The following is a 17,287-nucleotide window of genomic DNA, read 5'->3' as shown; positions in this document are numbered from 1 at the left end:
GGTCAGCAGCGCCCCCAAGCCCCCTGCACCCGCCCCCCACACCGCACCCAGCAGCACCGCCATCGGCACGCTCCCGTGCAGCTCGATCCCCGCGCCGAACGCGTCGACCCCCAGCACCGACAGCGACGCATCCGCCGATACGTCGGTCAGCCACACCAGCAGCGGCAGCGCAACCCCCGTCGCCACCCCCAGCCGCACCGCGCACCGTCCCGCGAACCCCACCACCGACAGCTCCCCCCGAGCCCGGTCCGCACCCGCCACCGAAAGGGGCGCGCCGTGCCCCCGAGGCGTACGCGCCGCCGTGAGCACCCCGGCGTACAGCATCATCACCGCGACGGCGATGCCCAGCAGCCACACCCGCCCGTCCAGCCCCGCCAGTCTCCCGAGCGTCACCGGCTCCGCGGCGTTCACCCGCAGCAGCTCGTCCAGCGGATCGGGCAGCACCTTCGCCAGCTCACCCGTCGCCCGGCCGTCCCACGGCACGAGCAGCCCGAGCGGGATCCCCAGCCACACCCCGTTGGGCGCGCCGAGCAGCGCCGCACCCGCGATCCGCTTCGGATGGTCGTCCCCGACCGCCGCGTACGCCGCCGCGGCGAGTCCCGCGAGAACCGCGACCACGAGCACCGTGACCAGAGCGGACACGGCCGGCCGTACGACCCGGTGCACCGCGTCCCACCCGCGCGGCAGCGGCGTACGACGCGACGCGAGCAGCGCCACGACCAGTACCCCGAGCACCCAGCACGCCGCGCCCACCAGCGACTCGCCGGTGTTGACGCTGAAGCCGACCGACGCCTTCGCGTCCGCGAGGTCGGCCAGCCGGTCGGGCAGCTGGTCGGGCAGCAGCCCGCCGATGTCCCCGAGCCCGTCGGGCAGCAGCTCTCCGATCCCACCGGGAGCGTCGCCGCCCGGCACCTGGTCGAGCCCGAGACCGGGCCCGAGCGCATCCCCGTCGATGGTGATGACGTCGTGCCCCGCCCAGGCGAGCCCGCCCATCGTGGCGACGAACAGCACGGCCACCGCTCCCGCCCTGGCGGCCAGTTCGCCCACGGAGATCGTCTTTCCCGCACCGCGCAGGGACCGCAGGAAGAAAAAGGACAGAAGGAGCGCACCGGCCAGCCCCACTCCAAGTGGCGTGATGTCGACGGCGGTCGTCGCCTCCGCGCCTTCGAGGCCGAACGCCGAGACATCGCCGGACGGACTGACCGAACCACCGGCCCCCAGAACCACAACAGCCGCGGTCATCGGCCCGAGCGACCCCGCCGAATCCGCGCCCAGCAGATGAAGCCCGAGGGAAGCCACGCCGGCCATGCCCACCAACGCCCAGCTCACCGCGGCAATAGAGGCGAGCAGTACATCGCCCCACCGCACGCCGCTATTGCCGCTCGCACTCATCAGGGTCCCCCGATCCGTGCCGAACTGTCCTAAGTTGTTCTATTCGCGCATGATCCGTACGCACTCATGCGTGCTTACCACTCTCCGGAGGTATTTCTCCCACGTCAACGGGCAGCCCCTGCGCGGTCTTCGCAGGCCTCGACTTTCTAATTCGGGACTGGGCCTGAAATAGTTCCTCCCGATGTTCAGCATCCCTAGACTCCCTGCGACGGGGGTAACTCGGGGGACAACTAGTGGGGCGCGGAGTGCCGGAACTCGTACTGGAATTGAATGGAAGGACCTGGACGCTCGATCCGTCCCGGTCGTACACCCTCGGACGTGATCCGCAGGGTGATCTGGTGATCGACGACGCCAGGGTCTCGTGGCGGCATGCCACCGTCAGCTGGGGCGGCCGCAGTTGGGTCATCGAGGACCACGGCAGCACCAACGGCACGTACGTGCAGGGCCAGCGGATCCACCAGATGGAGATCGGCCCCGGCTCCGCCGTGCACCTGGGCAACGCCACCGACGGCCCGCGGCTGAGCCTGTCCGGCGCGGGGGTGCCCAGCGGGCAGGGCGCCATGGCCGCCCAGCAGCAGGCACCGCACCAGCAGGCGCCTCAGCCGCAGCAGCCGGCACCTCAGCAGCAGGGCGCACCCGGCTGGGCGGCCAAGGCACCGCACCAGCCGCAGGACCCGCACAACCAGCAGCAGCACAACCAGCACCAACAGCCCCAGCAGGCATGGCAGCATGCGCCCCAGGCGCACGTGCCACACCAGCAAGGAGGCCCGGGCGGCGCCCCGGCCGGCGGTGTCGCGGGGGCTCCGCCGGTGTACGGCGACCGCAGCCCGACGACGTTCCACCAGGTGGCCATGGGCCGCGTGATGCGGATCGGCCGTGCGCTGGAGAACGAGCTGGTCGTCTCCGACCTCCAGGTCTCCCGCCTCCACGCCGAGTTCACCGCCACACCTGATGGCCGGTTCCAGATCCGCGACCTCGGCAGCCACAACGGCACGTACGTCAACGGTCAGCCGATCCCCAAGTCCGGCACCGCGCTGCTCGGCCCCAGCGACATCGTCGGCGTCGGCCACTCGACGTTCCGCCTGGTCGGCGACCGGCTCGAAGAGTTCGTCGACACCGGCGAGGTCTCCTTCTCCGCCCGCCACCTCACGGTCACGGTCGACGGCGGCAAGCAGATCCTCAAGGACGTCTCCTTCGGCGTACCGGAGAAGTCGCTCATCGCGGTCATCGGCCCGTCCGGCTCCGGCAAATCCACCCTGCTCAAGGCACTCACCGGCTACCGGCCCGCCAACCAGGGCGACGTCCTCTACGACAACCGCAACCTCTACAAGCAGTTCGCCGAGCTCCGCCAGCGTATCGGTCTGGTCCCGCAGGACGACATCCTGCACAAGGAACTGACCGTCAAGAAGGCGCTCAAGTACGCCGCCAAGCTCCGCTTCCCCGCGGACACCACGGAGGCCGAGCGCGAGCAGCGCATCAACGAGGTCCTCGGCGAGCTCAAGCTGGACATCCACAAGGAGAAGAAGGTCACCTCCCTCTCCGGTGGCCAGCGCAAGCGCGTCTCCGTGGCCCTGGAGCTGCTGACCAAGCCGTCGCTCATCTTCCTCGACGAGCCGACCTCCGGCCTCGACCCGGGCATGGACCGCGACGTCATGCAGCTGCTGCGCGGCCTCGCCGACGACGGCCGTACGGTCCTCGTCGTCACGCACTCCGTGGCCGAGCTGGCGATCTGCGACAAGCTCCTCGTCATGGCGCCCGGTGGTTCCGTCGCCTACTTCGGCCCGCCCGAGGAGGCACTCAACTTCTTCGGCTACAGCACCTGGGCCGACGTCTTCTCCGCCTTCGAGAACTACCGCGACTACGACTGGGCGGGCCGCTGGCGCGGCTCCCAGCACTACCAGATGTACGCCGCGGACATCGACGCCGTTGCCGCACAGTCCGTACACATGCCGCCCGCGCAGCAGATGCGCCCGCCCAAGCCGCAGAGCTGGGGTTCCCAGCTGTGGACCCTGATCCGCCGCTATGCGTCGGTCATCGTGTCCGACAAGGGCTTCATCGGCCTCATGCTGATCCTGCCGGCGGTGCTGGGAATCGTCAGCACGGTAATCCCTGCGGACAGCGGCCTGGGCTTCGGCCCGGAGAAGAACAGGCTGGTCAACAAGGACGTCGGTACGATCCTGCTGATCCTTGCGGTCGGCGCGTGCTTCTCCGGCGCCGCGAACTCCGTGCGTGAGCTGATCAAGGAACGGGTCATCTACGAGCGGGAAAGGGCCACCGGCCTGTCCCGTTCCGCGTACCTCATGTCCAAGGTCATCGTCCTCGGACTGATCACCGCCCTGCAGGGCATGATCATCGCGGCGATCGGTTTCGGCGCCCGCTCGAAGCTGCCGACCGAGGGCGTGATCTTCGAGGAGTACCCGGTCGTCGAGATGACGATCGTCATCAGCGCGCTCGGATTCACGTCGATGATGTTCGGCCTGATCATCTCCGCACTGGTGAAGACCGCCGAGAAGACCATGCCGCTGCTGGTCATGTTCGCGATCATCCAGGTCGTCTTCACCGGAGTCCTCTTCCAGCTCCACGACAGCCCCGGCATCGAGCAGGTCGCCTGGCTGATGCCGTCGCGCTGGGCCGTCGCGGCCCTGGGCACCACCGCGCAGCTCAACGTCACCATGCCGTGGGACCCGCTCAACCTCGACGGGCTGTGGGACCACAGCGCCGGCCAGTGGGTGCTCGACATGGGCGTACTGCTCGGGATCGGCATCTTGTGCGGCTTCGTCGTGGTGCGCCTGCTGCGCCGCCACGAGCCGGAAGTCATGCGCAAGTAACCACGCCGCACCCGTAGCGGCGACGCGAGAAGGGCGGCACCCGTGCGGGTGCCGCCCTTCTCGCATGCTTCCATGCTTCGCCTGTGTCAGACGTCAGACCTGTGGCCTGACTCAGTAGGCGCTGTTCACGTTGTCGATCGAGCCGTAACGGTCGGCCGCGTAGTTGGCGGCAGCCGTGAGGTTGGCGACCGGGTCGTACTGGGAGTGAGCCGTACCGGGGACGTGGTACGCGTCGAAGGTCGGCTTGATGACCTGCAGCAGACCGATCGACGGGACGCCGTTCTGGGCGTTGATGTCCCAGTTGTTGATCGCGCGCGGGTCACCGGCGGACTCACGGATGATGTTGCGGTGCAGGCCCTCGTAGGTTCCGGGGATGCCCTTGGCCTTCATGATGGACAGAGCCTCGCGGATCCAGCCGTCAAGGTTGTTGGCGAAGACGGGCTTGCGCGCGGCGGCGCGGCTCGCGGCCGCGCGCTCGTCGGCGCGCTTCTTCGCCTCGGCCTTGGCCTTGGCGTCAGCCTTGGCCTTCGCGGCGGCCGCGGCCTTCGCCTGGGCGTCGGCCTTGGCCTTCGCGTCGGCCTTCGCCCGAGCCTCGGCCACAGCCTTGGCCACCTTGTCGGCGCCGACCTGCTGCTGCGTGATGCTCGTGTGCACTGTCTTGGCCTGGGCGCTGTCGGCGGCCGCGGCCCACGCCACCGGGGCGACAGCGTCGACAGCGCGCGTGTCGGCCTCGGCCGACGCGTTGCTGGGGACGAGCGAGAACGTGAGGGCGGCGGCGCCGAGGGCGGCGACACCAGCGATCGAGAACTTGTGGTTCTTGTTCAGGCGGCTATAGCCAGGGGTGCGAGACGCGGACATGCAGACGTACCTCTTCGAATAGCGGAAGCCGCGGAGTCCGCGACGGCAGCCATTGTTAGCGTCCGCAAAATCCTGTGGCAAAGGTGTGACGTACGATCCCCGGTAGTGGACGTATGCCCTCGCACAAGTGCGTGGCGCGGGGCGATACCCAGCCCATACGCCCCTTATTAACCAACTACGGCCCTTCGTAAGTGACGTGTGTCCTATGCGCGGGCTCACATCGGGCACGTTACGAACTCACCAATAGTTGCTCCTTCGATGCTCAGAGTGAGCACCTTTTACCGGTCTGCTCCGGGAGGAGGAGGTGTACGTCGCCGAACTCGTGCCAGAGGTAGCGATGCCTCAGAGCCTCGGCGTATCCACGGCGCAGAGCGGCCCGCCCCGCGACCGCCTCCAGCATCAGCAGATGCGACGCCTGCGGCTCGTGCAGCCCGGTCAGCAACCCGTCCACGACGCGTACGCCGCGCTCCGGCGTGACCACGAGCCCGGTCCACCCCGCCGCCTCCCGCACCACCCCGTCGGGCCCGGCCGCCGACTCCAGCGCCCGCACCGCTGTCGTCCCGACCGCGACGATGCGCCCGCCGGCCGCGCGCGCCGCGTTCACCAGCCACGCCGTGGCGGCCGGCACCTCGAAGCGCTCCGGGTACGGCGGCTCGTGCGCCTCGGCCGAAGCGACCCCCGTATGAAGAGTGAGCGGAGCGAACTGCACGCCCCGGCTCACCAGCTCCGCCACCATCGCCGCTGTGAAGGGCCGCCCGGCACTCGGCATCTCCGCCGAGCCCCCGCCGTCGGCGGACGGCAGGGCGAAGACCGTCTGGTACGCCGCCAGCGGCTGGTCCCGCTCCGTATACCCGTACCGGATGGGCCGCCCGTACCGCTGCAGCAGCGCCGCCACATCACCGCCGAAGACCCGAGCCCACCACAACCGCTCCCCACCGGGCCCGACAGGCTCCTCCAGCACCAGCCCTCCACCCCCGGCCAGCCGCATCACGGTCCCAGCGGGCCCGCCGCGACGGGGCAGGGTGGCCCCCGTCTCCAGGGGGCTGCGCAGCTCGACGGCCCAGCGCCGGTCGTCCCCCCTGGTCGAAAAGTGCACCACCAGCCGCTCGCCGCCGCCACTGCCGGCGGCCGCCTCCACCCGTCCGTCCACCGCTGCCGGCAGCGTGGCCGACGTATTCACCACCAGCACGTCTCCGGCCCGCAGCAGCCCCGCCAGCTCCCGGAACGCGTGATGCGAGACCTCCGTACCCCGCGAAACGAGCAGCCGCACATCATCGCGCCCCCCACCACGCTCCTCAGCAGGCACCCGCGCAGCCAGCCCCTCAGGTACCCGCACCCCACAAAACACCCCCGCCACCCCACCGACCCCATCCACGCCCGCCACCACCTGCCCCAACCCGGCACACCCACTGCCCACCTCCGGCCCGGCCTGTGGGCTCAGCCCCCGCCCTGTCCCGCCTGCCCCGGTTTCCGCGTCCGGCGTCGCCCGCCGTGACCCGGCGTCGGTGCTGTCCGCCTGCGGCCGTGTGCCGACCTCCACCGCCGAGGCGCGTGCGTCGGACCTGGCCCGTCCCGCCGAAGCACTCGCACTGACCGCCTCCGGGCCGGCCTGTGCGGTCGGCCCCTGCCCTGTCCCGCCTGCACCGGCCTCCGCCGCCCCGGCCCTCGCCCCCGAGACCCCTATTCGGCGGCTTCGCACCGCCGCCCCGGTGTCCGGCCGCCAAGTGGTCGCCTCCCTCATCGGTCCCCCTCCAGCTCCAGCAGCGCCGACGCCACATAACGCCCGCTCGCGGGCCGTGGCCGCTCGTCGAGCAGTCGCAGAAACGCCGGAACCACAGAATCCGGCTCCGGCCGCCGTGCGTCGTCGTCCGGTACCGCCGCCGCGTACAGATCGGTCCCCATGTCGCCCGGGTCGACCGCCCACACCCGCAGCCCCGGCTCCTCCGCCGCCAGCACCGCCGACAGGTGGTCGAGGGCCGCCTTCGAAGCCCCGTACCCGCCCCAGGTCTCGTACGCCTCCACCGCCGCGTCCGAACTCACCGAGACGACCGCGCCACCAGCGCCGCCGCCCTCCCCGGCCGCCCGCAGCAGCGGCAGTGCTTCCCGTACGAGACCGAGCGCCGCCACCACGTTCGTCTCCAGCGCCGCCCGCAGCCCCTCCAGCGGCAGCTCCTCCAGCCGTACGAGCGGCTCCGCGCCCAGCGCGCTCGCGTTGTTCACCAGCAGATCCAGTCCGCCGAGCCCCCGCGTGGCGGCCACGAGATCCGCCCGGTGCGCAGCGTCGTTGACATCACCGGCCACGGCCACCACACGTGTCCCGTACTTACGCGCCTTCCGCGCCGCGTCCTCCAGTACGGGACCGGTCCTGGCATCCAGCACCAGATCCCAGTCCCGCTCCGCGAGCGCCGTCGCCAGCGCCCGCCCCAGCCCCTTCGAAGCCCCCGTGATGATCGCAACCGGCATGCCAACCGTCCCCTTTACATCTACGTCGCACCACACCGCATCGGTGCCCCCAACGTAGGAACCCGCCCCCGTCCCGCGCCTCAGCCGAGCGTCCCCCCGCACCAGGGCCCTTCGGCCTACGCCCACCGCACCAGGCACTTTCGACCTAGGCCCCGCGCCCTAAGCAGAGGCCGCCGCCGGCCCGATACGCGGCCCCACACCCGCCGGTACCGTGACCACATGAGCAATCCCCAAGCTCTCAACTGCGTTCGAGCAGGGGAGACGCCATCCCCGCGCTCCGGCCTGACGGCCGTGAGCACCGCGCTGCTCGCCATGAGCCGGCACCTGGAAGTGCGCGACGTCCTCAAGACGATCGTCGCCTCCGCCCGCGAGCTGCTCGATGCCGAGTACGCCGCACTGGGCGTCCCGGACGACCACGGTGGCTTCGCCCAGTTCGTGGTCGACGGCGTCAGCGACGAGCAGTGGAAGGCCATCGGCCCGCTGCCCCGCCAGCACGGCATCCTCGCCGCGATGCTGCACGGCGCCGAGACCGAGCGTCTCGCCGACGTACGCAAGGACCCGCGCTTCGAGGGCTGGCCCTCCGCGCACCCCGAGATGTCCGACTTCCTGGGTCTGCCCATCCGCGACGGCGACGACGTCATCGGCGCGCTCTTCCTCGCCAACAAGCGCTGCCCCAAGCCCGACGGAGCCTGCGGCTTCACCGAGGAGGACGAGGAACTGCTCGGCATGCTCGCCCAGCACGCCGCGATCGCCCTCACCAACGCCCGCCTGTACGAGCGCAGCCGAGAACTCACCATCGCCGAGGAGCGCTCCCGCCTGGCGCACGAGCTCCACGACGCCGTGAGCCAGAAACTCTTCTCCCTGCGCCTCACCGCCCAGGCCGCCGCCGCCCTCGTCGACCGCGACCCCGCCCGCGCCAAGGGCGAGCTCCAGCAGGTGGCCGCACTCGCCGCCGAAGCGGCCGACGAACTGCGCGCCGCGGTCGTCGAGCTCCGCCCCGCCGCCCTCGACGAGGACGGCCTGATCGCCACTCTGCGCACCCAGATCCAGGTCATGGACCGCGCCCACACGGCCAGGGTCACCTTCCACAGCATGGGTGTACGGGCGCTGCCCGCCGCCCAGGAGGAAGCCGTCCTGCGGGTCGCCCAGGAGGCACTGCACAACGCGCTGCGCCACTCCGGCGCGGCCCACGTCGACGTCGTACTGGAAAAGAACGGCCAGGGCGCCCGCCTGAAGGTCCGGGACGACGGCAGCGGCTTCGACCCGAAGACCGTACGCAGAGCGGGCCGCCACCTCGGCCTGGTCTCGATGCGCGACCGCGCCGGCGGCGCGGGCGGCACACTCACCGTGGAATCGGCGCCCGGCAAGGGCACCACGATCGAGATGGAGGTCCCCGGTGGCTGAGGCGGCCGCACGACCGGCGAAAAACGGCATCCGCGTACTACTCGTCGACGATCACCAGGTCGTACGCCGAGGCCTGCGCACCTTCCTGGAGATCCAGGACGACATCGAGGTCGTCGGCGAGGCCGGCGACGGCGCCGAGGGCGTGGCCCGCGCCGAGGAGCTCCGCCCCGACGTCGTACTCATGGACATCAAGATGCCGGGCACAGACGGCATCGAAGCACTCCGCAAACTCCGCGAGCTGGCCAACCCCGCCAAGGTCCTGATCGTCACCAGCTTCACCGAGCAGCGCACCGTCGTCCCCGCCCTGCGCGCCGGTGCCTCGGGATACGTCTACAAGGACGTGGACCCGGACGCCCTGGCCGGCGCCATCCGGTCCGTCCACGCCGGGCATGTTCTCCTCCAGCCGGAGGTCGCGGGCGCCCTGCTCGCCCAGGAGGAAGGGAACGGCGGCACGGGCCGGGGGAGCGCGCTCACCGACCGGGAGCGGGAAGTGCTGACCCTGATCGCCGACGGCCGCTCCAACCGGGAGATCGCCCGCGCCCTGGTCCTCTCCGAGAAGACCGTCAAGACGCATGTTTCGAACATCCTGATGAAGCTGGATCTCTCCGACCGCACCCAGGCAGCGCTGTGGGCCGTCCGACATGGGATTACGGGCTAATCGGACGGTCTACGTCCGGTCCGAGATTCATACCGTCGGGTGTATGTCCCCCACATGGCGCATCCTGATCGACGCCTGGACGTTCTTCATGGCGTGCTGCGGCGGCTGGCCGCAGCGACGTCTAGGAGGATCCTGAAGTGAAGAACCTGAAGAAGGCCGCTGCCGTCACCATGGTCGCGGGTGGCCTCATCGCCGCCGGAGCCGGTGTTGCCTCCGCCACCGACAGCGGTGCGCAGGCCCAGGGCAAGGCCGTCCACTCGCCGGGCGTCGGTTCCGGCAACCTGGTCCAGGTCCCGGTCCACGTCCCGGTGAACGCCTCCGGCAACACTGTCAACGTCATCGGCGCTCTCAACCCGGCCTTCGGGAACCACGCCGTCAACCACTGACCGACTCCGGTCGAGCGGTGACCACCGGCCCCCAGGCGCAGAGCGCCTGGGGGCCGGTCGCGTACTGCTTTCAAGAGGGCACTCACCGCCCCCGTTCCCGCTCCTCCACCCACGCGTTGTACGCCGCCACCTGCGCCCGCCGAGCCACCCGCTCCACCGGCCGCAGCGCCTCCCCCCGAGCCGCCATCTCAGACGCACTCACCGCACCCCCGTGCCCGTTCTCGTACGCCAGCGAGATCAGCAGCCCGACCCGCTGCGCCAGCTCCAACACCCGTACCGCACGCGGCGGATACCCGGGCGCCAGCACCTCGCGGCCCGCCTCGGCCCGCGCCCGGTACGCGTCCAGCGCCGCCTCCGCCACCGGACCCGACCCGGCCACGTCCAGCCGCGACAGCACCGCCGTCGCATCCCGAAGCCCCTCCGCGAGCTCCCGCTCCGCCTCCCCGAGCGAGGGCACATCGGCGGGCGGCGCCTCCCGCACGGCCAGGCAGTGCCACGTCACCTCAACCCGCACATCGCCGGCCGGCCCCACCTCGTACATCTCCGGCACCAACCCCACCGCCGCCCCCGAGCAGACCACTGCCTCCTCCGCCTCCAGCGCCCGGGCGTTGAACTCCGGCGGCCCACTGAGCCCCAGCGGATGGCCGGGCGCGGGCAGCGCGACCCGGAAGCCGGTCACGCCCAGCGCACGAAGCCGCCCCAGGGCCAGCGTGAGCCCGACAGGCCTCGCCTCCCCGGGCACACCTTCCACCCGGTGCACCGCGTCCTCCCCGACGATGGCGAGCGCGACATGATCCGGCGAAGCAAGTCCGGCCAAAAGGGCATTTCCCCATGCGGCCAGTCGTCCTGAGCGAGGTTCGGAAAGCATGCCCCCAGCCTAGGCAACGGACCTAGCAACCGGATCACTCGACCGGTGGCGTAGGTTTTCCCCTGGAGCTGTGCCTACAGGCACGCCCGACATTCTCGAGACTGCATGGGGAGACAACGCGCTCATGAGCGATGTACTGGAGCTGGTGGACGTATCCGTGGTCCGCGACGGACGCGCTCTGGTGGACGACGTCTCCTGGTCGGTCAAGGAGGGCGAGCGCTGGGTGATCCTCGGCCCGAACGGCGCCGGCAAGACCACCCTGCTGAACGTCGCCTCCAGCTACCTCTTCCCGTCCACCGGCAGCGCCAAGATCCTCGGAGAGAGGCTCGGCAGCCCCGGCACCGACGTATTCGAGCTCCGCCCGCGCATTGGCATGGCCGGCATCGCGATGGCCGACAAGCTGCCCAAGCGCCAGACCGTCCTCCAGACGGTGCTCACGGCCGCGTACGGCATGACCGCCACCTGGCACGAGAACTACGACGAGGTCGACGAGCAGCGCGCCCGCGCCTTCCTCGACCGCCTCGGCATGACCGACTTCCTGGACCGGAAGTTCGGCACGCTCTCCGAGGGAGAGCGCAAGCGCACGATGATCGCCCGCGCGATGATGACCGACCCGGAGCTGCTGCTCCTCGACGAGCCCGCCGCCGGTCTCGACCTCGGCGGCCGCGAAGACCTCGTCCGCCGCCTCGGCCGCCTCGCCCGTGACCCGTACGCACCCTCGATGATCATGGTTACGCACCATGTCGAGGAGATCGCCCCCGGCTTCACCCACGTCCTCATGATCCGGCAGGGCAAGGTCCTCGCCGCCGGTCCCGTGGAGACGGAACTGACATCCCGAAACCTCTCCCTCTGCTTCGGCCTCCCGCTCGTCGTCGAGCGCAGGTCCGACCGCTGGACGGCCCAGGGCCTGCCGCTCGCCTGACATTCCACAGCAACGCCCGCGCCCTGTCCGCGAAGACCACCCGCACCTACCATGACCATGTGGACATCGACGCATGGGTGTGGTGGCTGATCGGCGCTGTCGGGCTGGGAATTCCGCTCGTGGTGACCGCGATGCCCGAGTTCGGAATGCTGTCGGCGGGCGCGGTCGCCGGCGCCGTGACAGCGGGCCTGGGCGGCGGGATGGTCGCCCAGGTACTGGTCTTCGCCGCGGTCTCGGTCGCGCTCATCGCGGTCGTACGCCCTATAGCGGCCCGCCACCGCTCCGATCGGCCCGAACACCGCACCGGTGTGGACGCGCTGAGAGGACGTCAGGCGGTAGTCCTGGAACGGGTCGACGCCAGCGGCGGCCGCATCAAACTCGCGGGCGAGGTGTGGTCCGCGCGGTCCCTCGACACGGGACAGAGCTTCGAACCGGGCCAGCAGGTCGACGTAGTCGAGATCGACGGAGCAACAGCGGTAGTGATGTAACCCGGCCAGGTAAGCCGAACACCCCGCACACCGACCCGCGTTCTGGGAAGATTGATCATCAATCACAGGTCTCTCCCGAGAAGCACAACACGAAGGGCACGGGAAACGCGATGTCATCCGTCATCATCGTCCTGATCATTCTGGTGGTGCTGGTCTTCATCGCCCTGATCAAGACGATCCAGGTCATCCCGCAGGCCAGCGCCGCCATCGTGGAGCGCTTCGGCCGCTACACGCGAACGCTCAACGCCGGCCTGAACATCGTCGTCCCGTTCATCGACTCGATCCGCAACCGGATCGACCTCCGGGAACAGGTCGTGCCCTTCCCGCCCCAGCCGGTGATCACCCAGGACAACCTGGTCGTCAACATCGACACCGTCATCTACTACCAGGTCACCGACGCCCGGGCCGCGACGTACGAAGTCGCCAGCTACATCCAGGCGATCGAGCAGCTCACCGTCACCACCCTCCGCAACATCATCGGTGGCATGGACCTGGAGCGGACCCTGACCTCCCGCGAGGAGATCAACGCGGCGCTGCGCGGGGTTCTCGACGAGGCCACCGGCAAGTGGGGCATCCGCGTCAACCGCGTCGAGCTCAAGGCGATCGAGCCGCCCACCTCCATCCAGGACTCGATGGAGAAGCAGATGCGCGCCGACCGCGACAAGCGCGCCGCGATCCTCACGGCCGAGGGCATCCGGCAGTCCGCGATCCTCACCGCCGAGGGCGAGAAGCAGTCCGCGATCCTGCGCGCCGAAGGTGAGGCCAAGGCGTCCGCGCTGCGCGCCGAGGGCGAGGCCCAGGCCATCCGTACGGTCTTCGAGTCCATCCACGCGGGCGACCCGGACCAGAAGCTCCTCTCGTACCAGTACCTCCAGATGCTCCCGAAGATCGCCGAGGGCGACGCCAACAAGCTCTGGATCGTCCCTAGCGAGATCGGCGACGCCCTCAAGGGCCTCAGCGGCGCCTTCGGCAACTTCACGGGTGGCGCCCCGGGCTTCAACACGGGCCAGGAACGCCGCCAGGAACCCCCCATCGACTGACCCCGTCCACCGGCGAGCGCCCACCGTCGTGCATGATCGATGCATCAAGCAACGATCATGCACGAAGGGCACACCGTGACCATCTGGGAGATGCTCGCCGTCTTCGCCGCGGGTGTGGGCGCCGGGACCATCAACACCATCGTCGGTTCCGGGACCCTCATCACCTTCCCGGTCCTGCTCGCCACCGGCCTGCCGCCGGTCACCGCGACCGTCTCCAACGCCCTCGGCCTGATCCCCGGCTCCATCAGCGGCGCCATCGGCTACCGCAAGGAACTCACCGGCCAGCGCCGCCGCATTCTGCGCCTCGGCGCGGCAGCCGCCACCGGTGGCCTGTGCGGAGCCGTACTGCTCCTCGCACTCCCGGCGACCGCCTTCGAAACGATCGTGCCGGTCCTGGTCGGCCTCGCCCTCGTCCTGGTAATCCTGCAACCCCGCATCACCAAGGCCGTCCAGCGCCGCCGCGAACGCAACGGCACCCACACCGACGCCGACGGCGGCCCGCTCCTCATCACCGGCCTCGTCCTCGCCAGCGTGTACGGCGGCTACTTCACCGCGGCCCAGGGAATCATCTACGTCGCCCTCATGGGCATGCTGCTCACCGACACCCTGCAACGCCTGAACGCCACCAAGAACGTCCTCGCCGCCGTCGTCAACACCATCGCCGCGACGTTCTTCCTCTTCGCCGCGGAATTCGACTGGACCGCCGTAGCCCTCATCGCGGTCGGCTCCACCCTCGGAGGCCAGCTCGGTGCCAAGATCGGCCGCCGCCTGCCCCCGACCGCCCTGCGCGCACTCATCGTGGCCGTAGGCACGGTAGCGATCGTCCAACTACTACTGCGCTGACACACAGAAGCCCGCCTCCCCACAACGAAGGCGGGCTTTTACCGGCCGCTACGCGGACTGCGCCAGCCACTCCGGCAGCGCCGACCGCTCGTCCGCGCCCAGCGCCAGCAGCATCGCGTCGGCGGGCGAAGGTACGAACGGCTTGCGCAGCAGCGGCATCCCCGCCTCGTCCGGCGTACGGTCCGCTTTGCGGTGGTTGTCCTCCGCGCAGGACGCCACCGTATTCATCCAGCCGTCCCCGCCGCCCTGAGCCTTCGGCATCACATGGTCGACGGTGGTGGCCCGCCGCCCGCAGTACGCGCACCGGTGCTGGTCCCGTATCAGCACACCGCGCCTCGACCACGGTGCCTGTCTTCGGAAGGGCACCCGCACATAACGGCACAGCCTGATCACCTGCGGCACCGGAAGCTCCACGGCGGCAGCACGCATCAGCAGTCCGGGATGGGCCTGTTCGACGACGGCCTTGTCCGTCAGGACAAGCACCACCGCCCGGTTCAGTGTCACCGTAGACAGCGGCTCGAAGCTCGCGTTCAGTACCAGCGTGTCCCGCATCCCGCCCACCCTCCCTGCGCCGGCCCACCTCATGGCGGGCTTGGATCAACTCTGACCGGGCACACCGAGATGGACAACGCAATAAAAAGATGCCCGTCCCTGATCTCTTCCAAGACCAGGGACGGGCAAACAGAAAGTGAACGCTCAACTCGCTGCGGGAGCCTCGTATTCGGCGACCAGCTGCGCCCGCCCGAGCGTGTGGAACCGGAGGTTGAATCCCACAGCGGCGGGGGAGGCGTCGGCGTCAGGACCGAGCTTCTCCGTGTCCACCGCGTACACGGTGAACACATAGCGGTGCCTCTCGCCGGCCGGCGGCGCCGCCCCGCCGAAGTCCTTGGACCCGTAGTCGTTACGGACCTGAACGGCGCCCGGCGGCAACCCCTCGAACTTCCCGCTGCCCGCCCCCGCCGGCAGCTCCGTCACCGACGCCGGAATGTCGAAGACGGTCCAGTGCCAGAACCCGCTGCCGGTAGGCGCGTCGGGATCGAAACACGTCACGGCGAAACTCTTGGCCTCGGCGGGAAACCCTTCCCACCGCAAGTGCGGCGACGTATTACCGGCGGCGTACACCTGGGCGTCCTTCAACACCGCCCCGTCCGCGACATCCTCACTCACCACAGTGAACGAGGGCACGGGCGGATGGAAGTCATGGGGAAGCGGCGGCCTCTTCGCCTCGGACACGTCTGAACCTCCGATGTGAACTGTGCTGCTACCTGACGGCTCCCGAGCCTAGAGCCAGTTGCGCTGACCGCCGACCTGGGCAAGCCACTGGTTGAGGTAGGCGACCCAGTCGGTTCCCTGGAAGTCGTTCAGCCCGACCTTGAAGGCCCGGTACGAGTCGCTGCTCTCACTGAACAGCCCCGGCTTCTTGTCCATCTCCAGGACGACATCCATCTCACGGTCGTCCGCTACGAAGGTCAGCTCGACCTGGTTCAGCCCGCGGTACTGCTGCGGCGGCTGGAACTCGATCTCCTGGTAGAAGGGCAGCCGCTGGCGCGTCCCGCGGATGTGACCGCGCTCCATGTCCGCACTCTTGAAGCGGAAGCCCAGCTGCACGAAGGCGTCCAGGATCGCCTGCTGCGCCGGCAGCGGGTGCACATTGATCGGGTCCAGATCACCCGAGTCGACGGCCCGGGCGATCTCCAGCTCCGTCGTCACGCCGATGTTCATGCCGTGCAGCTGCTGACCGGCGATGCTGGTGACCGGGGTTTCCCAGGGGATCTCCAGCCCGAACGGCACGACGTGCACAGCGCCCGCCTTGACCTCGAAGGCACCGCCGAGCCGCTGCTTCGTGAACTCGATGTCCTGCTTGACCTCCTGGTCACCGCCCTCGACCTCGACGCGCGCCTGCAGACCGACGGAAAGCCCCTCGATCTGCTGATCGACCGAACCGCCCTGGATACGCACCTCGCCCTGAACCACACCACCAGGCACGACGTTCGCCTCGGTCAGCACCGTCTCCACCGACGCGCCACCGGCACCCAAGCTCGCGAGCAACTTCTTGAAGCCCATGACTTCTCCCAGATCTTTGGTTCTGACTCTGACTCTGACCAGTACAAACGCGGAAGGGCCATGCCCGGTTCCGTGGCCCTCACCCTGGCAAAGCGCGCGCCTCAAGGCCACCTACCCGAACGCACGATTTCCACTACGCTCGGAGGGCATGATCACGGACCCCGACCGTACGCCGCTCCCCAGGACGTTCTTCGACCGCCCCGTACCGGAGGTCGCCCCCGACCTGCTGGGGCGCACCCTCGTACGACTGACCGATGACGGCCCGATCGAGCTCCGCATCACCGAGGTCGAGGCCTACGACGGCCCGGGGGACCCCGGATCGCACGCCTACCGCGGAAAGACCCAGCGCAACGCATCAATGTTCGGCCCACCCGGTCATGCGTACGTCTACTTCATCTACGGCATGTGGTTCAGCCTCAACCTGGTCTGCGGCCAGGAGCACACCGCGAGCGGCGTCCTCCTGCGAGGAGGAGAGGTGACGCGCGGCCAGGATCTCGTGCGTAAACGACGACTCTCGGCCCGAAGCGACAAGGAACTGGCCAAAGGCCCGGCCCGCCTCGCCACGGGACTCGCCATTGACCGCACCCTCGACGGCACCGACCTCTGCGCCGGCCCCGAGTCCCCTCTCTCTGTACTGCACGGCACCCCCGCACTCGCTGACCTGGTGCGGAACGGTCCACGCACGGGAGTGGGCGGCGAAGGCGCGGACCACCCCTGGCGTTTCTGGATCGAAGGAGACCCGACAGTGAGCCCTTTCAGGGCCCACACGCCACGCCGCCGCCGAACTTGACGTGGCCCCGGCGGACGCCTAATGTGGCCCGAGCCGCTTGAGACGGGCACTGCTGTCGGTACGGACTTTCGAGTCAACCGAGGCGGACCCCGAAGCGGCCAAACCACTACCTTCGACTTCCCTGACGGGTTCGATTTCGGCATGCCCGAATTCCGACTCACCGGCCCGATTATGAGCCGCAAGGGAAATCCGCTAAAGTAGTGACCACGCCGAAAGGGAAACGCGAAAGCGGAAACCTGAAAGCAACCCCGCCGACGGGGAATCGGACACGAAAGAGTCTGAT

The 17,287-nt window shown here is 69.6% G+C and carries 17 protein-coding genes; 9 read left to right on the top strand and 8 right to left on the bottom strand.

Going from position 1 to position 17,287, the window contains the following annotated elements; all coding sequences use genetic code 11:
* Nucleotides 1-1,392, bottom strand: a 1,392-nt coding sequence (locus J7E89_RS38490; protein ID WP_214980894.1) for a streptophobe family protein, incomplete at its 3' end; no start/stop codon positions are given.
* Between the two features lie 245 nt (nucleotides 1,393-1,637).
* On the opposite strand from J7E89_RS38490, the gene J7E89_RS38485 reads away from it, so the two are divergent.
* A complete protein-coding gene (locus J7E89_RS38485) occupies nucleotides 1,638-4,220 on the top strand; it encodes an FHA domain-containing protein (protein WP_308315744.1) in 2,583 nt (860 codons plus the stop codon).
* A gap of 111 nt (nucleotides 4,221-4,331) precedes the next feature.
* Here J7E89_RS38485 and J7E89_RS38480 read toward each other — a convergent pair whose 3' ends face one another.
* The 3 genes from J7E89_RS38480 to J7E89_RS38470 all read right to left on the bottom strand — a co-directional run bounded on the left by J7E89_RS38480 (nucleotide 4,332) and on the right by J7E89_RS38470 (nucleotide 7,541).
* Nucleotides 4,332-5,078, bottom strand: coding sequence for a transglycosylase SLT domain-containing protein (locus J7E89_RS38480; protein ID WP_214980891.1), 747 nt, complete (start codon nucleotides 5,076-5,078; stop codon nucleotides 4,332-4,334).
* Nucleotides 5,079-5,340: 262 nt separating this feature from the next.
* Nucleotides 5,341-6,465 carry an S-adenosylmethionine:tRNA ribosyltransferase-isomerase gene (locus tag J7E89_RS38475; RefSeq protein WP_374196988.1) on the bottom strand — a complete coding sequence of 375 codons (1,125 nt, stop codon included), beginning with the start codon at nucleotides 6,463-6,465 and terminating at the stop codon, nucleotides 5,341-5,343.
* Between the two features lie 350 nt (nucleotides 6,466-6,815).
* The gene (locus tag J7E89_RS38470; RefSeq protein ID WP_214980889.1) at nucleotides 6,816-7,541 is read right to left on the bottom strand and encodes an SDR family oxidoreductase; all 726 of its coding nucleotides are present in this window, start codon (nucleotides 7,539-7,541) and stop codon (nucleotides 6,816-6,818) included.
* Between the two features lie 219 nt (nucleotides 7,542-7,760).
* On the opposite strand from J7E89_RS38470, the gene J7E89_RS38465 reads away from it, so the two are divergent.
* The 3 genes from J7E89_RS38465 to J7E89_RS38455 all read left to right on the top strand — a co-directional run bounded on the left by J7E89_RS38465 (nucleotide 7,761) and on the right by J7E89_RS38455 (nucleotide 9,989).
* Nucleotides 7,761-8,945 carry a GAF domain-containing sensor histidine kinase gene (locus tag J7E89_RS38465; RefSeq protein ID WP_214980887.1) on the top strand — a complete coding sequence of 395 codons (1,185 nt, stop codon included), beginning with the start codon at nucleotides 7,761-7,763 and terminating at the stop codon, nucleotides 8,943-8,945.
* Nucleotides 8,938-9,603 (top strand): response regulator transcription factor, encoded by a 666-nt coding sequence (locus J7E89_RS38460; RefSeq protein WP_308315743.1) that lies wholly within the window; start codon nucleotides 8,938-8,940, stop codon nucleotides 9,601-9,603. Before J7E89_RS38465 ends, J7E89_RS38460 begins: the two co-directional genes overlap by 8 nt.
* Nucleotides 9,604-9,740: 137 nt before the next feature.
* Entirely contained in the window at nucleotides 9,741-9,989 is a 249-nt protein-coding gene (locus J7E89_RS38455; protein WP_214980884.1) for a chaplin, read from the top strand.
* An 82-nt stretch (nucleotides 9,990-10,071) separates the two neighbouring features.
* Here the strand turns inward: J7E89_RS38455 and J7E89_RS38450 are convergent, their stop codons facing one another.
* Nucleotides 10,072-10,857 (bottom strand): hypothetical protein, encoded by a 786-nt coding sequence (locus tag J7E89_RS38450; protein ID WP_214980882.1) that lies wholly within the window; start codon nucleotides 10,855-10,857, stop codon nucleotides 10,072-10,074.
* Between the two features lie 124 nt (nucleotides 10,858-10,981).
* Here J7E89_RS38450 and J7E89_RS38445 point away from each other — a divergent pair, with 124 nt between their 5' ends.
* From J7E89_RS38445 to J7E89_RS38430, 4 genes are all read left to right on the top strand, one after another.
* Complete coding sequence (locus J7E89_RS38445) at nucleotides 10,982-11,779, top strand: ABC transporter ATP-binding protein (protein WP_214980880.1); 798 nt, start codon at nucleotides 10,982-10,984, stop codon at nucleotides 11,777-11,779.
* Between the two features lie 59 nt (nucleotides 11,780-11,838).
* Nucleotides 11,839-12,267: an NfeD family protein gene (locus tag J7E89_RS38440; RefSeq protein WP_214980878.1), complete on the top strand. Its 429-nt coding sequence runs from the start codon at nucleotides 11,839-11,841 to the stop codon at nucleotides 12,265-12,267.
* A gap of 110 nt (nucleotides 12,268-12,377) precedes the next feature.
* Nucleotides 12,378-13,307: an SPFH domain-containing protein gene (locus J7E89_RS38435; protein ID WP_214980876.1), complete on the top strand. Its 930-nt coding sequence runs from the start codon at nucleotides 12,378-12,380 to the stop codon at nucleotides 13,305-13,307.
* A gap of 75 nt (nucleotides 13,308-13,382) precedes the next feature.
* Nucleotides 13,383-14,150 (top strand): sulfite exporter TauE/SafE family protein, encoded by a 768-nt coding sequence (locus J7E89_RS38430; RefSeq protein WP_214980895.1) that lies wholly within the window; start codon nucleotides 13,383-13,385, stop codon nucleotides 14,148-14,150.
* 48 nt (nucleotides 14,151-14,198) lie between these two features.
* On the opposite strand, the gene J7E89_RS38425 is transcribed toward J7E89_RS38430, so the two are convergent.
* From J7E89_RS38425 to J7E89_RS38415, 3 genes are all read right to left on the bottom strand, one after another.
* Complete coding sequence (locus tag J7E89_RS38425) at nucleotides 14,199-14,702, bottom strand: HNH endonuclease (protein ID WP_214980875.1); 504 nt, start codon at nucleotides 14,700-14,702, stop codon at nucleotides 14,199-14,201.
* 144 nt (nucleotides 14,703-14,846) lie between these two features.
* Nucleotides 14,847-15,383, bottom strand: a complete 537-nt coding sequence (locus tag J7E89_RS38420; protein WP_214980874.1) for a YbhB/YbcL family Raf kinase inhibitor-like protein — start codon at nucleotides 15,381-15,383, stop codon at nucleotides 14,847-14,849.
* 48 nt (nucleotides 15,384-15,431) lie between these two features.
* Complete coding sequence (locus tag J7E89_RS38415) at nucleotides 15,432-16,214, bottom strand: sporulation protein (RefSeq protein WP_214980873.1); 783 nt, start codon at nucleotides 16,212-16,214, stop codon at nucleotides 15,432-15,434.
* Between the two features lie 148 nt (nucleotides 16,215-16,362).
* Here J7E89_RS38415 and J7E89_RS38410 point away from each other — a divergent pair, with 148 nt between their 5' ends.
* On the top strand, nucleotides 16,363-17,004 hold the full coding sequence (locus J7E89_RS38410; protein WP_214980872.1) for a DNA-3-methyladenine glycosylase: 642 nt from the start codon (nucleotides 16,363-16,365) through the stop codon (nucleotides 17,002-17,004).
* Nucleotides 17,005-17,287 lie beyond the last annotated feature (283 nt).

The organism is Streptomyces sp. ISL-100 (genome assembly GCF_018614615.1).
GTDB lineage: Bacteria > Actinomycetota > Actinomycetes > Streptomycetales > Streptomycetaceae > Streptomyces.
Note: the sequence above shows the minus strand (reverse complement) of the source record. Positions and strands in the feature narration are given on the sequence as shown.